This is a genomic window from Streptomyces sp. NRRL F-2580 (assembly GCF_000720115.1).
GTDB lineage: Bacteria > Actinomycetota > Actinomycetes > Streptomycetales > Streptomycetaceae > Streptomyces.
Map to the genome: position 1 here is coordinate 317,056 of NZ_JOIR01000003.1, position 18,641 is coordinate 335,696.

Annotated in this window: 17 protein-coding genes; 8 read left to right on the forward strand and 9 right to left on the reverse strand. The window is 73.3% G+C overall.

Going from position 1 to position 18,641, the window contains the following annotated elements:
- Positions 1-83: 83 nt before the first annotated feature.
- Positions 84-905: an adenosylcobinamide-GDP ribazoletransferase gene (gene cobS / locus IF88_RS0104515; RefSeq protein ID WP_030707491.1), complete on the reverse strand. Its 822-nt coding sequence runs from the start codon at positions 903-905 to the stop codon at positions 84-86.
- Positions 906-975: 70 nt separating this feature from the next.
- On the opposite strand from cobS, the gene IF88_RS0104520 reads away from it, so the two are divergent.
- Positions 976-1,749: a hypothetical protein gene (locus IF88_RS0104520; RefSeq protein WP_030707492.1), complete on the forward strand. Its 774-nt coding sequence runs from the start codon at positions 976-978 to the stop codon at positions 1,747-1,749.
- A gap of 137 nt (positions 1,750-1,886) precedes the next feature.
- Here the strand turns inward: IF88_RS0104520 and pspAA are convergent, their stop codons facing one another.
- Together pspAA and IF88_RS0104530 are read right to left on the reverse strand one after the other, a co-directional pair.
- Positions 1,887-2,165, reverse strand: a complete 279-nt coding sequence (gene pspAA, locus IF88_RS0104525; RefSeq protein WP_030707494.1) for a PspA-associated protein PspAA — start codon at positions 2,163-2,165, stop codon at positions 1,887-1,889.
- Between the two features lie 13 nt (positions 2,166-2,178).
- Entirely contained in the window at positions 2,179-2,973 is a 795-nt protein-coding gene (locus tag IF88_RS0104530) for a PspA/IM30 family protein (RefSeq protein ID WP_078892710.1), read from the reverse strand.
- A gap of 270 nt (positions 2,974-3,243) precedes the next feature.
- Here IF88_RS0104530 and IF88_RS0104535 point away from each other — a divergent pair, with 270 nt between their 5' ends.
- Together IF88_RS0104535 and IF88_RS0104540 are read left to right on the forward strand one after the other, a co-directional pair.
- A complete protein-coding gene (locus tag IF88_RS0104535; RefSeq protein ID WP_030707498.1) occupies positions 3,244-3,843 on the forward strand; it encodes a DUF3043 domain-containing protein in 600 nt (199 codons plus the stop codon).
- A gap of 74 nt (positions 3,844-3,917) precedes the next feature.
- Positions 3,918-4,625, forward strand: a complete 708-nt coding sequence (locus IF88_RS0104540) for a class I SAM-dependent methyltransferase (RefSeq protein WP_030707500.1) — start codon at positions 3,918-3,920, stop codon at positions 4,623-4,625.
- Positions 4,626-4,860: 235 nt separating this feature from the next.
- Here IF88_RS0104540 and IF88_RS0104545 read toward each other — a convergent pair whose 3' ends face one another.
- Complete coding sequence (locus IF88_RS0104545) at positions 4,861-5,073, reverse strand: hypothetical protein (protein ID WP_030707501.1); 213 nt, start codon at positions 5,071-5,073, stop codon at positions 4,861-4,863.
- 93 nt (positions 5,074-5,166) lie between these two features.
- Here IF88_RS0104545 and IF88_RS0104550 point away from each other — a divergent pair, with 93 nt between their 5' ends.
- The 5 genes from IF88_RS0104550 (at position 5,167) to IF88_RS0104570 (ending at position 11,496) form a co-directional block, all read left to right on the forward strand.
- On the forward strand, positions 5,167-6,381 hold the full coding sequence (locus IF88_RS0104550; protein ID WP_030707502.1) for a bifunctional adenosylcobinamide kinase/adenosylcobinamide-phosphate guanylyltransferase: 1,215 nt from the start codon (positions 5,167-5,169) through the stop codon (positions 6,379-6,381).
- A gap of 134 nt (positions 6,382-6,515) precedes the next feature.
- Positions 6,516-7,580, forward strand: coding sequence for a nicotinate-nucleotide--dimethylbenzimidazole phosphoribosyltransferase (gene cobT, locus IF88_RS0104555; RefSeq protein ID WP_030707503.1), 1,065 nt, complete (start codon positions 6,516-6,518; stop codon positions 7,578-7,580).
- 83 nt (positions 7,581-7,663) lie between these two features.
- Positions 7,664-9,565, forward strand: a complete 1,902-nt coding sequence (locus IF88_RS0104560; protein WP_030707505.1) for a phosphatidylglycerol lysyltransferase domain-containing protein — start codon at positions 7,664-7,666, stop codon at positions 9,563-9,565.
- The gene (locus IF88_RS46410) at positions 9,562-10,260 is read left to right on the forward strand and encodes a hypothetical protein (protein ID WP_037805488.1); all 699 of its coding nucleotides are present in this window, start codon (positions 9,562-9,564) and stop codon (positions 10,258-10,260) included. The genes IF88_RS0104560 and IF88_RS46410 overlap by 4 nt, the downstream gene beginning before the upstream one ends.
- A 30-nt stretch (positions 10,261-10,290) precedes the next feature.
- Positions 10,291-11,496 carry a histidine kinase gene (locus tag IF88_RS0104570; protein ID WP_030707510.1) on the forward strand — a complete coding sequence of 402 codons (1,206 nt, stop codon included), beginning with the start codon at positions 10,291-10,293 and terminating at the stop codon, positions 11,494-11,496.
- A gap of 180 nt (positions 11,497-11,676) precedes the next feature.
- Here IF88_RS0104570 and IF88_RS0104575 read toward each other — a convergent pair whose 3' ends face one another.
- The 5 genes from IF88_RS0104575 to IF88_RS0104595 form a co-directional block, all read right to left on the reverse strand.
- Positions 11,677-12,516, reverse strand: coding sequence for an endo alpha-1,4 polygalactosaminidase (locus IF88_RS0104575; protein ID WP_030707512.1), 840 nt, complete (start codon positions 12,514-12,516; stop codon positions 11,677-11,679).
- The gene (locus tag IF88_RS0104580; protein ID WP_234323436.1) at positions 12,513-13,205 is read right to left on the reverse strand and encodes a spherulation-specific family 4 protein; all 693 of its coding nucleotides are present in this window, start codon (positions 13,203-13,205) and stop codon (positions 12,513-12,515) included. The genes IF88_RS0104575 and IF88_RS0104580 overlap by 4 nt, the downstream gene beginning before the upstream one ends.
- Positions 13,202-14,743 (reverse strand): hypothetical protein, encoded by a 1,542-nt coding sequence (locus IF88_RS0104585; RefSeq protein WP_030707515.1) that lies wholly within the window; start codon positions 14,741-14,743, stop codon positions 13,202-13,204. Before IF88_RS0104585 ends, IF88_RS0104580 begins: the two co-directional genes overlap by 4 nt.
- Entirely contained in the window at positions 14,740-16,320 is a 1,581-nt protein-coding gene (gene pelF / locus IF88_RS0104590; RefSeq protein ID WP_030707517.1) for a GT4 family glycosyltransferase PelF, read from the reverse strand. The genes IF88_RS0104585 and pelF overlap by 4 nt, the downstream gene beginning before the upstream one ends.
- A gap of 157 nt (positions 16,321-16,477) precedes the next feature.
- Complete coding sequence (locus IF88_RS0104595; RefSeq protein WP_051836435.1) at positions 16,478-18,505, reverse strand: hypothetical protein; 2,028 nt, start codon at positions 18,503-18,505, stop codon at positions 16,478-16,480.
- Positions 18,506-18,641: the final 136 nt, after the last annotated feature.

Below are 18,641 nucleotides of genomic sequence, written 5' to 3' on the forward strand. Positions count from 1 at the left end.
CGCCCGGGCCGGACGCGAGGGTCCCGTCGGACCGGACGCGAGGGTCCCGTCGGACCGGACGTCCGCCGGCCCCCGGCGCCGGCTCAGCCCAGGGCGAGGACGATCAGGGCGGTGGTCGCCGCGACCTCGGCCAGGGCGCCGAAGACGTCTCCGGTGACCCCGTCGAAGCGGCGTACGCAGCGGCGGAGCAGGAGCTGCGCGGCGAGCAGGGCCACCAGGACCGCCGCCGCGTACCGGCCGGCGGCGGGCAGGCCCAGCGGGAGGGCGGCGGCCGCGGCCGCGGCGACGGCGAGGAAGGCGATCGCCGCGGCGACGGGGCGCGGCACCACTTCGGCGACGGCGGCGCCGAGCCCGCCGGGGCGGGCGGCCGGGACGCCTTCGCGGCAGGCCAGGGTCATGGCGACGCGGGCCGTCACGGCGGCGACCACGGCGGCGAGGGCGCCACGGATCCAGCTGTCGGCGTACGCGTCGGACAGGGCCGCCACCTGCACCAGCATCACGATCACCAGGGCCACGACACCGAAGGGGCCGATGTCGGACTGTTTCATGATGCGCAGGGCCTCGTCGGCCGGTTTGGCACTGCCCAGGCCGTCCGCCGTGTCGGCGAGCCCGTCCAGGTGCAGCCCCCGGGTCAGCGCGGCCGGTACGGCGACGGTGACGGCCGCGGCGAGCAGCGGGCCCCCGCCGAGGACCAGCAGGAGCACCCCGGGGACGGCCGCGAGCACGCCGACGACCAGCCCGGCGAGCGGGGCGCAGGCCATCCCGGTGCGGGCGGCGGGGCGGTCCCAGCGGGTGATGCGGGCGGGCAGCACGGTGAGCGTGCCGAAGGCGAAGCGGAGGCCGTCGGGGAACGCGGCGCGTTCCGGGGGCGGCGTCAGGGGCGGGCCATCGAACGAATCTGTCATCGGCGGGAACGCTACCCCTTCGGCGAGAGCGGTAAATTACCCATTACGTGCCAAATAGGGAGTCCGTGGGATGGGTCACTGGTGGTATCGGAACATCGTCGAACCGGGGAAGCTCCCCCTCCTCCTCGCCCTGCTCTCCTTCGTGATGTCGTTCCTGGTCACCCGCGTGATCACCCGGATGATCCGGGCCGGCCGCGGCCCCTTCAAGAACGTCACCCCGGGCGGTGTGCACATCCACCACGTCGTCCCCGGCGTGATCCTCGTGATCATCGGCGGCTTCGGCGCGGTCGGCGCCGGCCGGTACGGCTTCGGCGGGGCGCTCTCGGCCGTGATCTTCGGGCTGGGCGCGGGCCTGGTCCTGGACGAGTTCGCGCTGATCCTGCACCTCGACGACGTCTACTGGAGCGAGCAGGGCCGCAAGAGCGTGGAGATCGTGGTCGTCACGGCGGCGGTGGTGGCCCTCGTCCTGGGCGGGTTCGTGCCCTTCGGGGTCAACGACCTGACCCCCGAGGAGCGCCAGAGCCGCGGGCTGGTCGCCATGAACGCGGCCTTCAACTTCTTCCTGGCCCTGGTCGCCCTGTGGAAGGGCAAGGCGCGCACCGCGCTCTTCGGCGTGATCGTGCCCTTCGTGGCGCTGGTCGGGGCGATCCGGCTGGCCCGGCCCGGGTCCCCGTACGCGAAGAGGTTCTACGCGAACCGCCCGCGCGCCCGCGCCAAGGCCGGGCTGCGCGCCTTCCACCACGACCGGCGCTGGGCGCGGCCGCGCCGCAGGTTCGAGAACTTCATCGGCGGCACCCCCGACCCCGAGCGGACCGCGGTCTCCCTGGAGAAGCCGCCGCAGTGACGGCGAACGTGCGACGACGGGCCCTCCCCCGGGAGGGGAAGGGCCCGTCGTGACGTCCGGGGTCGGCGTGTCCGTGCGTCGGTGCGCCAGTGCGTCCGCGTATCCGCGTGTCCGTGCGTCCGCGTTTCCGTGCGGACTCAGCCCGGGATCAGGCCGTCGTCGCTGAGCATCTCCCTGACCTCGTCGAGGCTCGCGTCGGAGCCGGGGAGGATCAGCTCGGACGGCTCCAGCGCGTCGTCCGGGAGCGGCCGGCCCAGCCGCCGTACCGCTTCGAGCAGGGCGCCCAGCGTGCGCCGGAAGCCCTCCGAGTCGCCGCTCTCCATCTCCGCGAGCAGTTCGTCGTCCAGCTTGTTGAGCTCGGTGAAGTGGCTGTCGGCCAGCTCCACCTGACCTTCCCCCATGATGCGGACAATCATGACGGGCCCCGTCCTACTGCTTGTCGAACCGGTGCTGGGTCTGCGACGGCTGGGCGTTGCCCGGGGCACCGCCCTCGATGGCCTGCTGCTGCGCGGACGGGCCGCCCGCCAGCTCGGCCTTCATGCGCTGGAGTTCCAGCTCCACGTCCGTACCGCCCGACAGGCGGTCCAGCTCGGCCTGGATGTCGTCCTTGGAGCCCAGCCCGCTCTGGTCGTCGAGCGCGCCCGAGGCCAGCAGCTCGTCGATCGCGCCCGCGCGCGCCTGCAGCTGGGCGGTCTTGTCCTCGGCCCGCTGGATGGCCAGGCCGACATCGCTCATCTCCTCGGAGATGCCGGAGAAGGACTCCGCGATCCGGGTCTGCGCCTGGGCCGCGGTGTAGGTGGCCTTGATGGTCTCCTTCTTCGTACGGAAGGCGTCCACCTTGGCCTGGAGCCGCTGGGAGGCGAGCGTCAGCTTCTCCTCCTCGCCCTGCAGGGTCTGGTGCTGCACCTCCAGGTCGCTGACCTGCTGCTGGAGCGCGGCGCGGCGGGACAGCGCCTCGCGGGCCAGGTCCTCGCGGCCGAGGGCGAGCGCCTTGCGGCCCTGGTCCTCCAGCTTGGCGGACTGCCCCTGGAGCTGGTTCAGCTGCAGCTCCAGGCGCTTGCGGGAGGTCGCCACGTCGGCGACTCCGCGGCGCACCTTCTGCAGCAGCTCCAGCTGCTTCTGGTACGAGTAGTCGAGGGTTTCGCGCGGGTCCTCGGCCCGGTCAAGGGCCTTGTTCGCCTTCGCGCGGAAGATCATCCCCATACGCTTCATGACACCGCTCATGGGCTTCGCGCGCCCCCTTCTAGACGGACTGTGCTCCAGGTCACCGACAGGACCCACAGTACGGGCCCTGTCTCCATTACCGCACTGTTCGAGTACGGATGCGCTCCTCCTCCAGGACGACTACAGCCACGCCGTGTCAGGCGTAAGGAGTAGGTGATCCCAGGAGAGGCGGACACCGCACACACCGTGCAATGGGAAGACGCCCGCCGTTGCCGGATCGTTCCCCGCCGGGGTGGGGGCCGTGCCCACGACCACGTAGGCTTGGGTTTTGTGTTTGGTAGCCGCTCCTCCAAGGAAGAGAAGGCCGCCGCCACCGACAAGGTGAGCGCCGACCTCTCGCAGCCCCGTGACCCGCAGGCCCCGAAGGGCCGCCCTACGCCGAAGCGTGCTGTGGCCCAGTCGCAGCGCAAGGCCGTGGTGGCCTCGACCGGCAACCGCAAGGAGGATGCCAAGCGAGCCCGTGAGCGCCGCCGCGCCGAGATGTCCAGGCAGCGCGAGGCGCTGGCCAGCGGCGACGAGCGTTACCTGCCCACCCGGGACAAGGGTCCCGTCCGCAGGTACGTCCGCGACTTCGTGGACTCCCGCTTCTCCGTCGCCGAGATGTTCCTGCCCCTGGCCGTGGTCATCCTGGTGCTCAGCATGATCCGGCAGCCGACGATCCAGAACGTCGCGCTGCTGCTGTGGCTCGGCGTGATCGTCCTGATCATCCTCGACTCCATCGGCCTGCTGTTCCGCCTGCGCAAGGCGCTGAACGAGCGCTTCCCGAACGAGCCGCGCCGCGGCGCGGTCGCGTACGGCCTCATGCGCACCCTCCAGATGCGCCGGCTGCGCCTGCCGAAGCCGCAGGTCAAGCGCGGGGAACGGCCCTGAGCGGATTCTCCGAGGGCGCGCGGATCTGGCTCGAGGGCCTGGGCGGACTGCGTAACGCCGTCCGGCAGGAACTGGTGGGCCGGCAGGTCGACGAGCAGATCGCGCAGCGCTTCCCGGTCGGGCAGCGGCTGCGCGTCCTCGACGTGGGGATGGGCCAGGGCACCCAGGCGCTGCGGCTGGCCCGGGCCGGGCACAAGGTGACGGGCCTGGAGCAGGACCCCGGCATGCTGGCCGTCGCCCGTGAGGCACTGGCCGAGGAGCCCGCCGGGATCCGCGACCGGGTGCAGCTCATGGAGGGGGACGGGCGCGAGACCGGCGCCCACTTCCTGCCGGGCAGCTTCGACGTGGTGCTGTGCCACGGGGTGCTGATGTACGTGCCCGAGCCGGACGCCATGCTCGCCGGGCTGGCCCGGATGCTGGCCCCGGGCGGTCTGCTGTCCCTGCTGGTGCGCAACGGCGACGCGCTCGCCATGCGGCCCGGGCTGGACGGCGACTGGAAGGCCGCGCTGGACGCCTTCGACAGCACGGAGTACACGAACCGGCTGGGCCTGGACGTGCGCGCCGACCGGCTGGCCGGGCTGACGGCCACGCTGTCCGGAATCGGCGCTCCGCTGGGCGCCTGGTACGGCGTACGCGTCTTCACCGACGGCACCGAGGCGGGCGAGGTGCTGCCGCCGGACGAGGAGCTGGAGCGGCTCCTGACCGCCGAGGACCGCGCGGGGCGGACCGACCCCTACCGCGGCGTGGCCGCGCTGCTGCACTTGTGCGGCGTGCGGGGCTAGCAGTTTCCCGGGCCGGTTCCGCCGCGCCCGGCACCCAGCCCCGGCATACCCGAGGCTCGCGGCCGCACCCGGCCTCGTCGGCACACCCGGCCTCGCCGGCACAAACCAGCCCCTCCGGCGTTTGAGGAGCGGGGTCCGGGGCGCAGCCCCAGGGAACCCGGCTCCGCCCGGACCCTCCCCCGGACTCCGTCCGGGGGGACCCCCACTCAAACGCCGGCGAGGCTGAACGGTGCGGCTACGCCTCCAAGGCGGCGCGCAGGCTCATCGTGTAGAGCTCGGTCCCGTTGTCGTCGGACAGCTTCACCTGCTCGGTGCCGCCTTCCAGCAGGTCCTTCCAGTACTCGCCGATCCAGGACTCCGCGTCCCCCTGCGTGGTGAACTCCTCGGGCACCACCGACGGGCTCGTCTCGGTGCCGTCGGCCGTCTCGAACCGCCACGTCCACGCCATGTCCGCCTCCGTTGCTCGCACGCTTCCTGCCCTGAGTCTGCCCGCAGAGTAGCCGGGCGCGCAGCAGTCTCGGGGACGCGGGAGGATCATCCTGTGGAACTCACTCTGCTCGGCACCGGCACACCCGAGGGCCTGCCCCGTCCCGACTGCCCCTGTGCGGCCTGCGCCGTCTCCGTCGGCGGGCGGTCCCGCGCCGCCACGGCCGTACTGGTCGACGGGGCGCTGCTCCTCGACCTGACCCCCGGCGCCGTGCTGGCCGGCGCCCGGGCCGGGCATTCGCTGGCCGGCGTACGGCAGGTCCTGCTGACTCACCCGCACGACGGACCCGCCGTGGAGCTGCCGCCCGGGCTGCCGGCCGCAGGGCGGGTCCCGGACGGGCGCGAGCTCGCGGTGATCTCCGGACACCGGGTGCGGGCGGTGCCGATGGACGCGCCGGGCACCGGGTACGAGGTGACGGGCCCGGACGGCGGCCGGCTGCTGTACCTGCCGCCCGGCGGGGCCCCGGCCGGGACGAGCGAAGTGACCGGGCAGCGCCCGTACGACGTGGTGCTCGCCGATGTGCTGGGGCGGCCAGAGGCCCTCGCCCGGCTGCGGGCGAGCGGCGCCGTCGGCCCGGCCACGGACGTGATCGCCGTCCACCTGGACCACGACGTCGCGCCGGGCCGGGAGCTGGAGCGCCGGTGCGCGGTCGCCGGGGCCCGGGCCGTGCCGGACGGGACCACCGTGACCGTCGGGGAGTACCACCCGGTGCCGGACCTGCCGCGCCGGACCCTGGTGCTGGGCGGGGCCCGCTCGGGCAAGTCCGTGGAGGCCGAGCGCCGGCTGGAGTCCTTCCCCGAGGTGGTCTACGTGGCCACCGCCGGCACCCGGAACGGGGACGCGGAATGGGCGCAGCGGATCGGCCTGCACCGGGAGCGCCGGCCGGGCAGCTGGCGGACGCTGGAGACCTGTGAGCTGGTTCCGCTGCTGGCCGAGGAGGGGCCGCCGCTGCTGATCGACTGCCTGGCGCTGTGGCTGACGGACGCGATGGACCGGGCGGGGGCCTGGGACGACGCCGTCTGGGCCGAGAGCGGGCAGCGGAAGCTCGGCGAGCGCACCGCCGGGCTGGTGGCGGCGGTGCGCTCGACCCGGCGCCACATCGTGCTGGTCAGCAACGAGGTCGGCTCGGGCGTCGTCCCCGCGACCCCCTCGGGCCGCCGCTTCCGTGACGAGCTGGGCCGGCTGAACGCGCGGGTCGCGGGCGAGTGCGAGCACGTGCTGCTGGTCGTCGCGGGGCAGGTGATCGTGCTCAAGGAACCGCCGGTGTGAGCCCGTGGGGCGGGCCGTGAACCGGGCCCCGGAAGCGGGCCGGCGGCCGGGCCGCGAGAGGCCCCCGGGAACCTGAACTCGGGGCCTTCGCCCACGGCCTGAGGGTGCGCCTCACCGGCTGTACTCTCTGGCAGATGAGCACGCTGAATCTCGACGACTTCTCTGATCTGATCGAGCGCCCCGACGGGGGCGTCCGGCGTGATGCCGAGGAACGCCGTGAGCGGCTCGCCGTGCCGCCCGGTGCGCTGGGCCGGCTGGACGAGCTCGCCGAGTGGCTCGCCGCGGCGCAGGGGCAGGTGCCGGTCAAGCCGATCGAGCGCCCCCGCGTGGTGCTGTTCGCCGCCGACCACGGGATCGCCTCCGCGGGCGTCTCCGCGCGGGCCGCGTCCACCGGCCACGAGCTGGTGCGGGCCGTCCTGGACGGGGCCAGCCCCGTCGCCGTCCTGGCCGGCCGGCTCGGCGCCACGATACGGATCGTCGACGCCGGACTGGACTGCGATCCCGGGCTGCTCCCCGCGGACGTGACCGGGCACCGCGTGCGGCGCGGCAGCGGCCGCATCGACGTGGAGGACGCACTGACGGCCGAGGAGGCCGAGGCGGCCGTCCGGCTCGGGATGCGCATCGCCGACGAGGAGGCCGACTCCGGCACGGACCTGGTCGTCCTCGGTGATCTCAGCGTCGGCGGGACCACCGTCGCCGCCACCCTCGTCGCCGCGCTGTGCGGAACCGATGCCTCGGTGGTCACCGGCCGCGGCGGACTGCCCATCGACGACCTGGCCTGGATGCGCAAGTGCGCGGCGATCCGCGACGCGCTGCGCCGGGCCCGCCCGGTGCTCGGCGACCAGGTCGCGCTGCTGGCCGCGGTGGGCGGCGCGGACATGGCCGCCATCACCGGTTTCCTGCTCCAGTGCGCGGTGCGCCGTACGCCGGTCATCCTCGACGGCGTGGTCTCGGCGGCCTGCGGGCTGGTGGCCCAGCGGGCCGCGTTCCGGGCGCCGGACTGGTGGCTGGCCGGTCAGGCCAGCGGCGAACCCGGCCAGGCGAAGGCACTGGACCGGATGGCACTCAACCCTGTGCTCGACCACGGCGTCACAGTGGGCGAAGGTACCGGGGCATTGCTGGCTCTCCCCCTCGTTCAGGCGGCCGCCGCACTCGCGGCGGAACTTCCCGAGCGGGCGGCGGCGGAGCCGACGGAATGAGCCACCGGGGCCCGCGGTCCTGACCAGGCCGTGGTCCCCGACCGCCCAACCAAGGACAGCGGCGCCCCATATGATCGCTTTTTATGGGAGAGGTCCGTTTGACCAGCGCAGAGACCGACCGCACCGCCTCACCGGCGACCGGTCCGTCATCCGGCAGGAAAGAGACCGGCGGCAACCCCGCCGGCAAGTCAGCGGGGAGCGGCCGGGAGGCCGGACGGGAACCGGGCCGGGAGGCCGGAGGGGAACCCGGCCGGGGGTCCGCCCGCTCACGGCGCGGCGCCGCGTTCGCGGTCTGGTACCTGCGCGCCGTCACCTTCGTCAACTTCCTCAGCGCGGTGTGGGTTTCGCTCGGGCAGGACCTGCGGCGCCACAACGTCGAGGACTTCTACACCCCGTACATGCTCACGGCGGGCTTCGCCTCCGGGCTCTTCACGCTGCTGCTCGCCGTCACCCTCGGCCGCCGCAAGCGTGCCTCCTGGATCCTCAACCTCGTCCTCAGCGGCCTCCTGGCACTGCTGCTCGCCTACGCGCTCTTCGCGTACGAGGAGATCCGCGAGCATCCGCAGAACTGGGTCTCCCTGGCCCTGACGGCCGCCTTCACCGGCGCCCTGCTGCTGGGCCGCCGCGAGTTCTACGCCAAGGGCGACCGCTCCAACCCGGCGCTGGCCACCGCCGTCGCCGCCGTCGGCCTGCTGGTCACCTCGCTCGTCGCGGCCCTCCTCGTCGGCGCCGCCAACACCGCCCCGCACAGCTCCGAGGCCACCTTCCTGGCGCGCTGGAAGTACGGCGTGATGCGGCTGATCACCCTCGCCCCGGACGACCGGGCCTACGAGGCGATCACCACGCCCGCCTGGGTGGACGTCGTCATCAACGTCATGTCGATGCTGCTGCTGCTCGCCGTGCTCTTCGCCGCCTTCCGCTCGCGCCGCGCCGTCGACCCGATCAGCGAGGAGGACGAGGAGCGGCTGCGGGCCCTGCTGGCCCGCCAGGGCGACCGCGACTCGCTCGGCTACTTCGCGCTGCGCCGGGAGAAGTCCGTCATCTGGTCCCCCACCGGCAAGGCCGCCGTCACCTACCGCGTCGTCGGCGGGGTCTCGCTGGCCTCCGGCGACCCCATCGGCGACCCCGAGGCCTGGCCCGGCGCCATCGACCCGTGGCTGGCCGAGGCCCGCGAGCACGGCTGGGTGCCGGCCGTGATGGGGGCGAGCGAGGAGGCCGGGCAGATCTACGCCCGGCACGGCCTGGACGCACTGGAACTCGGTGACGAGGCGATCGTCGAGACCGCCGAGTTCACCCTGGAGGGCCGCGCCATGCGGACCGTCCGGCAGGCGTTCAACCGCGTCAAGCGCGCCGGGTACACGGTCCGCATCCGCCGCCACGCCGACATCCCGGCCGAGGAGATGGCCGAGCTGGTGCGCCGCGCCGACGACTGGCGCGACGGCGCGACCGAGCGCGGCTTCTCCATGGCGCTGGGCCGGCTGGGTGATCCCGCCGACGGCCAGTGCGTGATGCTGGAGTGCACCGACGGCAACGGCGAACTGCGGGCCGTGCTGTCCTTCGTGCCCTGGGGACCCAAGGGCCTGTCGCTGGACCTGATGCGTCGCGACCGGGACTCCGAGAACGGCCTGATGGAGTTCATGGTCATCGAACTCCTCGAACGCTCCAAGGAGATCGGGGTCACCCAGGTCTCCTTGAACTTCGCGATGTTCCGGTCCGTCTTCGAGCGCGGGTCCCGGCTCGGCGCCGGTCCGGTGCTGCGGATGTGGCGCTCGCTGCTGAGCTTCTTCTCCCGCTGGTGGCAGATCGAGTCCCTCTACCGGGCCAACGCCAAATACCGGCCGATCTGGGAACCGCGGTTCATGCTCTTCGAGAAGAGTTCGGACCTGCTGCGGATCGGTGTCGCGGCCGGCCGGGCCGAAGGCTTTCTGGAGGCCCCCGGCCTTCCGAAGTGGCTGCACCGCAGACACCTGGAGACCCGCCGTTGACAGCGTGGAACACCTCCCCACTCCGGCGGTCCGCCCGCCGTGAGTGGGGGCCCCTGTTCCGGACCGTCCGGAACGCGCTCGTCCGCGACAAGTGGCGGGCGATCCCGATGACCATCGGCGCGGTCTGTCTGACCTCCGTCTTCCAGATCGTGCAGAACACCCCCTGGGGCTTCCAGCCGGTCCAGGACCTCGGATCGGTCAAGGCCGCCGACCCGCTCTGGCCGGCCCTGCTGCGCACCCCCCTGTCGCTGTTCGTCCCGGCCCTGGACCTGCCGGTGTGGGGGGCGCTCGCGCAGATCCTGCTCGTCTTCGGGATCTCGGAGATCTGCATCGGCTGGTGGCGCACCCTGCTGATCGGCTACGTCGCCACCCTCGCCGGGACCACGTACGCGCGGATCGGGCTCGCGCTGGGCCACGACCATCCCTTCGGCCTGCCCGTGTCCGACCGGATCGTCAACGACACCGGGCCCTCGGCCGCCGTGGTCGGGCTCGCCATCTACGTCTGCTGGCGCTACCGGGCGTACCTGACCGGCGCCGTCGTGATCCTGGCGATGATCGGCGAGGTACTCGTCAAGGACAACCTGGCGGGCAAGGAACACCTGGCGGCGATCGCGGCGGTGATGGCGGTGTGCGTGGTGCGGGCGCAGTGGCACCCGGTACGCTCCCGCGCCGCCCTCGGACAGCCACCGCCTTAGGGGGTGCCGGGCAGGCCGTACCGTATCGGGGTGACGACAGACCTCGGGCGGTTCGCCCCCACCCGGCAGTGGATGCGGACCCATCCGCTCGCGACCGACGCCGTGCTGGCGTTCGGGGCGTTCACGGCCATGGTCGTCGGCTCCTTCGCCGATCCGCACGGGCCGCACGGGCCCACCTTCGGGACGCGCACCCCCGATCCGGCCTCGCTGCTGCTGATGCTGCTCGGCGCCGCCGCCCTGGTGTTCCGGCGCCGGCAGCCGCGCGCCGTACTGGCCGTGACCTGCGGGCTCTCGCTGCTGGAGCTGACCACCGGGGAGCCGCGGGCGCCCGTCGTCATGAGCGCGGTGATGGCCTTGTACACGGTGGCCGCCCGCACCGACCGGCCCACGACCTGGCGGATCGGGCTGCTCACCATGGCCGGGCTGACGGGCGTGGCGATGCTCGCCGGGCCGCTGCCGTGGTACGCCCAGGAGAACATCGGGATCTTCGCCTGGACGGGCATGGCCGCGGCCGCCGGCGACGCCGTGCGCAGCCGACGGGCCTTCGTCGACGCGATCCGCGAGCGGGCCGAGCGCGCCGAGCGGACCCGGGACGAGGAGGCCCGGCGGCGGGTCGCCGAGGAGCGGCTGCGGATCGCCCGGGACCTCCACGACGTGGTGGCCCACCACATCGCACTGGTCAACGTGCAGGCGGGAGTGGCCGCGCACGTCATGGACAAGCGGCCGGACCAGGCCAAGGAGGCGCTGGCCCACGTACGGGACGCCAGCCGGTCGGCGCTCAACGAGCTGCGGGCCACGGTGGGGCTGCTGCGGCAGTCCGGTGACCCGGAGGCGCCGACGGAGCCCGCGCCCGGGCTGGGCGTCCTGGAGGAGCTGGTGGACACCTTCCGGCACGCCGGGCTGCCGGTGAAGGTGATCGTGCAGCTGGACCGCGAGGCGGGGGCGCTGCCGGCGGCGGTGGACCTGGCGGCGTACCGGGTGATCCAGGAGGCGCTGACCAACGTGCGCAAGCACGCGGGACCCGGTGCCCGGGCCGAGGTCAGCGTGGTCCGGGTCGGGCCGTCGGTGGAGGTGACCGTGCTGGACGACGGGGGCACGGAGCCGTCCGCCGCGGAGCCGGGGGGTGGGCACGGGTTGCTCGGCATGCGGGAGCGGGCCGGTGCCCTCGGCGGCTCCTGCTTCGCGGGCCCCCGCTTCGGCGGCGGCTACCGCGTCCACGCCATCCTCCCCGTCTGACATCCCCGCCCCTCGGGCTCCGCCCGGACCGTTCCAGCCCCTCCGGCGTTCGAGGAGCGGGGTCTGGGGCGGAGCCCCTGGGGGCACCTCCCAGCGGTAGCTGGAGAGAAACCCGGCTCCGTCCGGGGGACCCCCACTCAATCGCCGGAGGGGCTGGAATTGCCCGGCGCAGCCGGGAGACTAGCGGCAGGGGCGGCGCCATGCGTCCAAGTCGTAGTGCTTCTGCAAGGAGCTCAGTTTCAGTTCGCGCGAGCGGGCGCAGAAGCGGGCGGCCGGGAGTTCGTACTCCACGTGGAACACGGCCTTGCCCGCCGCGATGAACGGCTTCAGCAGCTCGCACTCGTCGTACTGCGCGCACTGCTCGTTCACCGCGAAGTCGAACGCGTCGACGAGCTGCGGGATCTGGTCCAGGTCGTTCTTCAGGCCGACCGCCAGGCCCCGGTCGTGGGCCAGCTTCGCGATCAGCCGGTTGTACCGCAGCTGGTCGTCGGCCGTGAGCGGGAAGCCGGACGTGTTGCGGTAGCCGTCCATGTTGTCCGGTTCGACCGCGTCGAAGCCCTTGTCCCGGCACATGTCGAACCGTTTGGCCATCAGCGGTTCCAGCTCGGCCACGCGCCGCACGTCCAGCCAGCGCTCCCCCTCCCAGCCGTTGCCCTGGCCGAGCAGGTCCTTCGGGAAGGCGTCCGCGTCGGGGCGGAAGTCCTCCCAGGCTCCGGTGGAGAGGTAGCAGATGGTCTTGCGTCCGGCCTTCTTCAGCTCGGCGACCTGTTCCTTGGTGGTATTGAACCCGTCGACGTCGAACACGGGCGCCTTCACCGAGGTGTCGAGCTTCCCGGTGAGCTGCCACTGCCAGCCGACGCCCGGCCGGGGCCGCCAGATCTCCCCCGGCGCCAGCTCGGGCCACGGGTAGGGCGTGTCCTCGTCCTCGCCGTCGTCCGGCGGCCCCGCGGTGGTACAGGCGGCGAGCAGCACGGCGAGGAGCAGCAACGGCAGGAGCAGCAGCAGTCGGAGCCGTTTCATCCCGTCGCCTCCAGGGCGTACGGGAGGGTCCCCCACGGGTGTGCGCCGGTTCCGGGGACCGCGCAGTGCACGCCCGCCCGCCGCTCCTCGGCGAGTTCGGCGGCGGGCGCGCCCGGCGGGACCGCGTACACGAGGTGGCAGAACCGCTGGGCGGGATGGTCCGCGGTCCAGGGCGGTACGGCGGCCGCGTCCCGGTAGGCGTCCCAGGGGCCCTCGAAGGTGACGAGCAGGTCCGCGAGTTCGGCGTAGCCGGGGTGCGGGTGGACCCCGTGGTTGAGGACGAGGGTGCGGGCGCCCGCGGCGCGCGCCGCGACCGCGAGCCGCCCGTAGTGCGGGAGGAGTTCCGGGTCGGCGGACGCCTGGTCGAGGAAGGCCCCGTCGGTGGCGTACCAGTCGCGGTGGCGCAGCAGGTCCTGCAGCACCGCGGCGTGCGGGCGCCGCCCGTAGTCGGTGTCGACGTACCCGAGGACGGGCACCCCGGCCTCGCGCAGCCGCTCGGCGACGACGGCGAACCGTTCGTCGGCGGCGGCGCCCGGCCCGTTGTCGGGGTTGAGCACCACCGAGTGCAGCCGGCCGGCGGAGCGGATGAGCCGCTCCCAGGCCTCGGGCCGGTCGGCGGGGTGCTCGTAGAGGGGCACCAGCAGCATGGGGTCCTTCTTCTCCTGCGTCTCGTACGTCTCGTACGTCATCGGTGGGCGGTGGCGCGGCCGAGGAGCACGCAGACCAGGGCGGCCAGGACGGCGGCGGCGGTGCCCGCCACCACCAGCTGGACGGTGCGGGGCTGGCCCAGCCCGGTCAGCAGGGCCAGGCTCTGGGCGACGGCGGCCGAGGCGCAGACGGCGGCGGCGGGTCTGACCGCTCCGAAGGACTGCAGGAGCAGCCCGGTCCACATCACCGCGCCGAGCAGCAGCAGGGTGGCGACCCGGACTCCGGTGAGGCCGGGGGCGCCGGGCCACAGGAGGCTGCCGGTCAGGCCCAGGAGCAGCAGCACCGCCAGGTAGACGGCGAGGCACCGGGCCAGTGTGACGAGCATCCGCTGCCGGAAGGCGCCGGGCGAGCGGGCTCCCTGGAGCCCGGAGAGGCTGCCGCTGCGGAACCGGTGGAGCAGCCATTCGGCGGGACCCATGCTGAGGGTGAGGGCCACCGCCGAGGGCGCGGCGACCGCTTCGGCGGGGCCGCCGGCGAGCACCTCCCCGAGGGCGGCGTACAGCACGAGCAGGCCGGTGCCGAGACCGAAGACCCCGTACGGCACGGAGTCCCCCAGGCGGGGCCCGCGGGCCGCGAGCTCCTCCTCGGCGCCGCGCAGCATGCGCCAGCGCACGGGGCCCTTGCCGGGCCGGCGCGCCGCCCAGCCGCGGATCCGGACCACGGCGGCGCGCGCCCCGTCGGCCAGCGGGAGTTCCCTTACGGCCAGGGTGCAGGCGGCCGCGAGGGACACCACGAGCAGGGTCACCCGTACCGGCACGGGCAGGTCGACGAAGAGCGCGAGCAGCGCCCCCACGGCCATCGGGCCGAGCGCGGCGAGCAGCACCCGCTCCCGGCCGAGGACCAGCAGGACGGTGGCGGCCCCGACGTAGAGGGCCTGTCCGGCGGCGAAGGCGTAGGAGAAGGGCGGCCCGCCGGGCACGGCCAGCGCGGCGGCGGTGCCCAGCAGGGATCCGGCGGGGGCGCCGACGAGCAGGGTCCGCCCGGCGGCGGCCCGGTCGCCCATGCCGAGCCAGGAGTAGGCCCGGTGGGACAGGGTCTGGTCCCAGACCCAGCCGATGAGCGCCCCGGCGAGCAGGGTGAGCGTTCCTGCGGGCAGGCCGAGCCGGTCCTGGGGGCCTTCGAGGAGGGGTGCGCCGAGGAGGTAGGCCAGGCCGGGCAGGGCGAAGATCACCCCGCGCAGCAGGCAGGCGGTGAGGGAGACCTTCCAGGGGTCGGGGGCGGCGCCCGGGTCCGGGAAGGAGCGCGGGACCCGGGCGTAGAGCTCCTCGGCGAGGCCGAAGGAGTCGTGGCGACCGTAGGTGAGCCGGATGTACTCGTCCGTCATGCCGTCGGATTCGAGGATGGCGGCGATCTCGTCGGGGTGGACGGCGGAGGAGATGAACCCGTCGAGGCGTTCGGCGAGTTCGTCCATCGGGTCGGCGGCCGGGCCGGGGCCCTCGCGGCGGGGCCGCGGGATGGCCGGGAGCGTGTCGGCGGCGTTGCCCGCGCCGGGCGGCTTGAGCCAGAGGGATCCGCTCACCACAGGCCCCCTTCGGCGGAGTCGGTCCGGGGACGTCCCAGGGCGGCGAGTTCGCGGTACCAGGGGTCGGCGAGCCGCTGGGTCCAGCTGTCGCCGGCGTGGACGGGCAGCACGGGCTGGCCGGCGAGTTCCCGGTAGATGTGCCGGAAGCCGTCCACGGACTGGTGGAGGGTGAACTTCTCCACCACCCGCTTGCGGGCGAGCCGGCCGAGCTCGGCGCGGCGTTCGTCATCGCGGAGCAGGGCGAGGGTGGCGCGGGCCATGGTCTCGGGCTCGCGCGGCGGGACGACCAGGCCGGTGTCGCCGACGGCCTCGCGGACCCCGCCGACGTCGGTGGAGACGGTGGTGCGGCCGCAGGACATGGCTTCGATGATGCTGAAGGGGAAGCCCTCGCTGATGCTGGAGAGCATCACGACGTGGCCGGCCGCGTAGGCCCGGGCCACCTGCTCGATGCGGCCCTCGTACGTGATCCCGTCGCTCACCCCGAGTTCGGCGGCGAGTTCCTCCAGGCGGAGCCGGTACTCCTCGCAGCCGGCCGGGACCGGTCCGAAGAGGCGCAGCCGCAGGGCGGGCAGCTCCTCGCGCATGAAGGCGTAGGCCCGGATGAGGGTTTCGAGGTCCTTGATCGGGTCGATGCGGCCGCACCAGCTGAGGGTGGGCACGTCCGGTTCGAGGCCGGCCTCGGGGAAGGCGTGCGGGTCGACGCCGTTGTAGACGGTGCGGATGCGCTCGGAGTCGGCGCCTCCGCGCTCCTCCCAGCGGCGGTTGTACTGGTTGCACGGGGTGATCAGGTCGGCCTGCCGGTAGCCCTCGGTGTTGAGCTCGCGGTAGAAGCCGAGCATGAGCGCCTTGACGGGCCAGCGCTGGCCGGCGCTGCGATAGCCGAGGTAGCGCTCGCGCAGGTAGATGCCGTGCTCGGTGAGCAGGAAGGGGACGCCGTCGAGGTGTTTGGCGGCGAGGGCCGGGAGGGTGGCGAGGCCGCTGCTGACGGCGTGGGCGACGCTGTCGGGCGGAATCCGTACGCCGAGCGGGCGCAGCGCGTGTTCCAGCAGGTCGGTGGCGGTGAGCGCGTCGTGGATGGTGGGGGCGGCCGCGGCGGTGGTGAGGCCGGGGCGGGTCCATACGGTCATCAGCAGCCGCAGAACCGATTCGGAGCGCAGGGCCGGGGCGAGTTTTCCGGCCCTGGCGAGGACGGCCAGTTCGCGCAGTGCGGCGGAGAACCCGTGCCGGGCGGGGTCTCCCGCGGGGTCGAGCAGGGAGAGCAGGAAGGCCTCGTAGACCTCGGTGAAGCGGCGGTGGGCCTTGCCGCGCAGGGCGGAACGGCGGCCGCGTCCGGGCAGGGGGCACCACCCAGCGGTAGCTGGGGGAGGGCCCCAGAGCGGGACGGCGGTGTGCCGGTAGACGTTGCGCGGCAGTTCCCAGGTGACCGGCTCGCGTCCGGAGCCGGTCAGGGCTATGACGTTGAAGTCGACCTCCGGCATACCGCGTACCAGTTGGTCGCACCAGGTGCTGACGCCCCCGTGGACGTGCGGGTAGGTGCCTTCGGTGAGCATGGTGACGTGACGCCCATGACTCATACGGTGTGTCCCCCCAGGACGGAAAAGGGGCCGGCGCCCATGGGTGTGCGGAGCGCCGGCGCTGGGTGTTGCTCATGACGGCTTGCGGGACGGACGGTCGGCCGGACGGCGTGAGCGTGACGGACGGTCAGCCGGCCGGCGTGGACGTGACGGACGGTCAGCTGGGCAGCTTGAGCGTGACGGCGCTCTGGAGCAGCTCCGGGGCGGTCCAGGTGGAGCGGGTGCCGGCGTACGCGGTGCCGAAGTCGCTGGTGCCGAGCAGCATCTGCTTCTTCGTCCCGGTGGGGGCGGTGACCGGGGCGACGACTCCGGAGGGCGCCTTCACGGTGACGGTGGTGCCGACGCGGTACGCGGTGACCTTGCCGTCCGCGAGCGCCTTGTCCCAGGCGGCGCGGCGCTGGAGCTCGACGCCGGTGTCCTTCATGCTCTGGTTGACGATCGGCGCGCTGGGCGCGTAGAGGGTGCGGTAGCTGTCCAGGACCTGGTTGAGCACGGGGTAGAGGGTCCGGTCCTCGGCCAGGTTGGCCTGGTGGACGTAGTGCGGGCGGGGGTCGTTGGCCAGTACGTGGCGCAGGGCGGTCCGGGCCTCCTGCGGGACGATGTACTGGAGGTAGCCGGTGGCGACGTCGAGCGCGGCCGGGAGGCAGGTGGAGGTCCCCGGGTTGTCCTCGCAGGCGCCGCTGCCGCCGGCGGCGCGGCTGGTGTAGATCCAGTTGTACTCGTCGGCCATCTCGGCGTTGGTGCCCGTGTTGTAGTACACGTTCATCGGGTGCCGGGGGACGGTGAGGGACGCGCCGACCGCCCGCTGGGCGGGCTCGCGGGAGTTGTCGCTGCCGGCCCACTTGACCCCGGTGTCGGCGAGGGCGCCGGCCAGGTTGGGGTTGTCCACGGGCTGCTGCGGTGCGGTCTTGAGGCCGGAGTGCTCACCGGTGACGAGCTCGGTCCGGTCGGTGGTGATGCCCTTGGAGGCGGCCCAGTTGTTGTTGTCGCGGATCTGGGCGGCGATGTCGGCGCGGCTCATGTACTGGACGGCGCCCTGGGCGTTCTTCGTGCAGGTCCAGGGGACGACGGCGGTGTTCTGGACGCAGCCGAGGAACGGGTGGGTGTAGGTGTGGTTCATCCAGCGGTACTTGGCGCGGTCGGCGACGAGCTGGGCGGTCAGGGCGTCGACCCCGCCGTTCTCGGCCTTCCACTCCTCGCCGGCGCCCCCGTTGAAGAGCATGTCGAGCTTGAAGTTCTTGGACGTCTGCCACTGCGCCGCGTACACGGCGTCGGCGGCGGTCATCCGGATGGTGCTCTCCTTGCCCTCGCCGCCCGCGCAGGCGTAGTCGCCCGGCGTGCAGTTCAGGTCCTTGTTCCAGCGGGCGTCGGGGGCGAAGACGTCGTCGACGTGGACCGCGAAGTAGTTGCGGCTCTGGCCGAGGTGGATCCCCTGGGTGAGCCAGTCGACGATGCCGCGGGCGAGCAGCCGGAACTGCTGCTGGTACTGGTTGTAGCCGAAGGTGACGACCAGTTCGTTGCGCCCGTCGTGGGCGTACTCGCCGACGAGCGAGGCCCGGCCGGAGCCGACGGGGGCGTCGAGGTAGCTGGTGTAGCCGGGGCGCGGCTTGCCCATGAACCCGAAGCTCTCGGGGACGAGGGCGGAGTTGTCCTCGAAGGTGACCTGTCCGCCGAGGTAGGCGAAGGGCCCCGTCTTGCCGGCCGGGGTGACCGCGGCCTGGGTGCCGTCGAGCTGGCCGCTGTAGCCGCCGTTGTCGGTGTACTCCAGCCCGACGCCCGGGTGCGCCCAGGTGTAGGCGTCGACCTGGCGGATCCCGTACGTCGTCTCGTACGCGGCGAGCGCGGCCATCTCGGCCGAGCCCTCGCCGAAGGGGTTCTCGTTCGGCAGGACGACGCCCTGGTACTTGGCGCGCGGCCGGCCGTCGAGGGTGTCGCTGAGGAACGCCGCGTTGATGACCGGGCGGCTCGCGCTGCCCAGCTCGACGCGGGTGTACGGGACTCCGGTGTCCCGGAGTTCCGCGGTGACCGCCTGGACCGAGCTGCCGCCGTCGTCGACGACGAGCACCTTCAGGTCGATCCGCGGTGCCTCGGCCGCCTGGGCGGACGCGGCGGGTACTGCCACGGACACCAGGGCTGCTGCGGCCATGACGGCGGCGAGCCTGTTCATCCGATTCTTGTTGACCATTTCGGCCTTTCCCCCCGCAGGCATCCCTCGACACGGCCCATGGCGGACGGCCGGGCCGGGGAGGCTCTGTGGAAATCATGCAAAGGAACCCCGCGTCCCCTTGCGAGAGTGGACCGAGTCTCTCGGACCTCGTCAG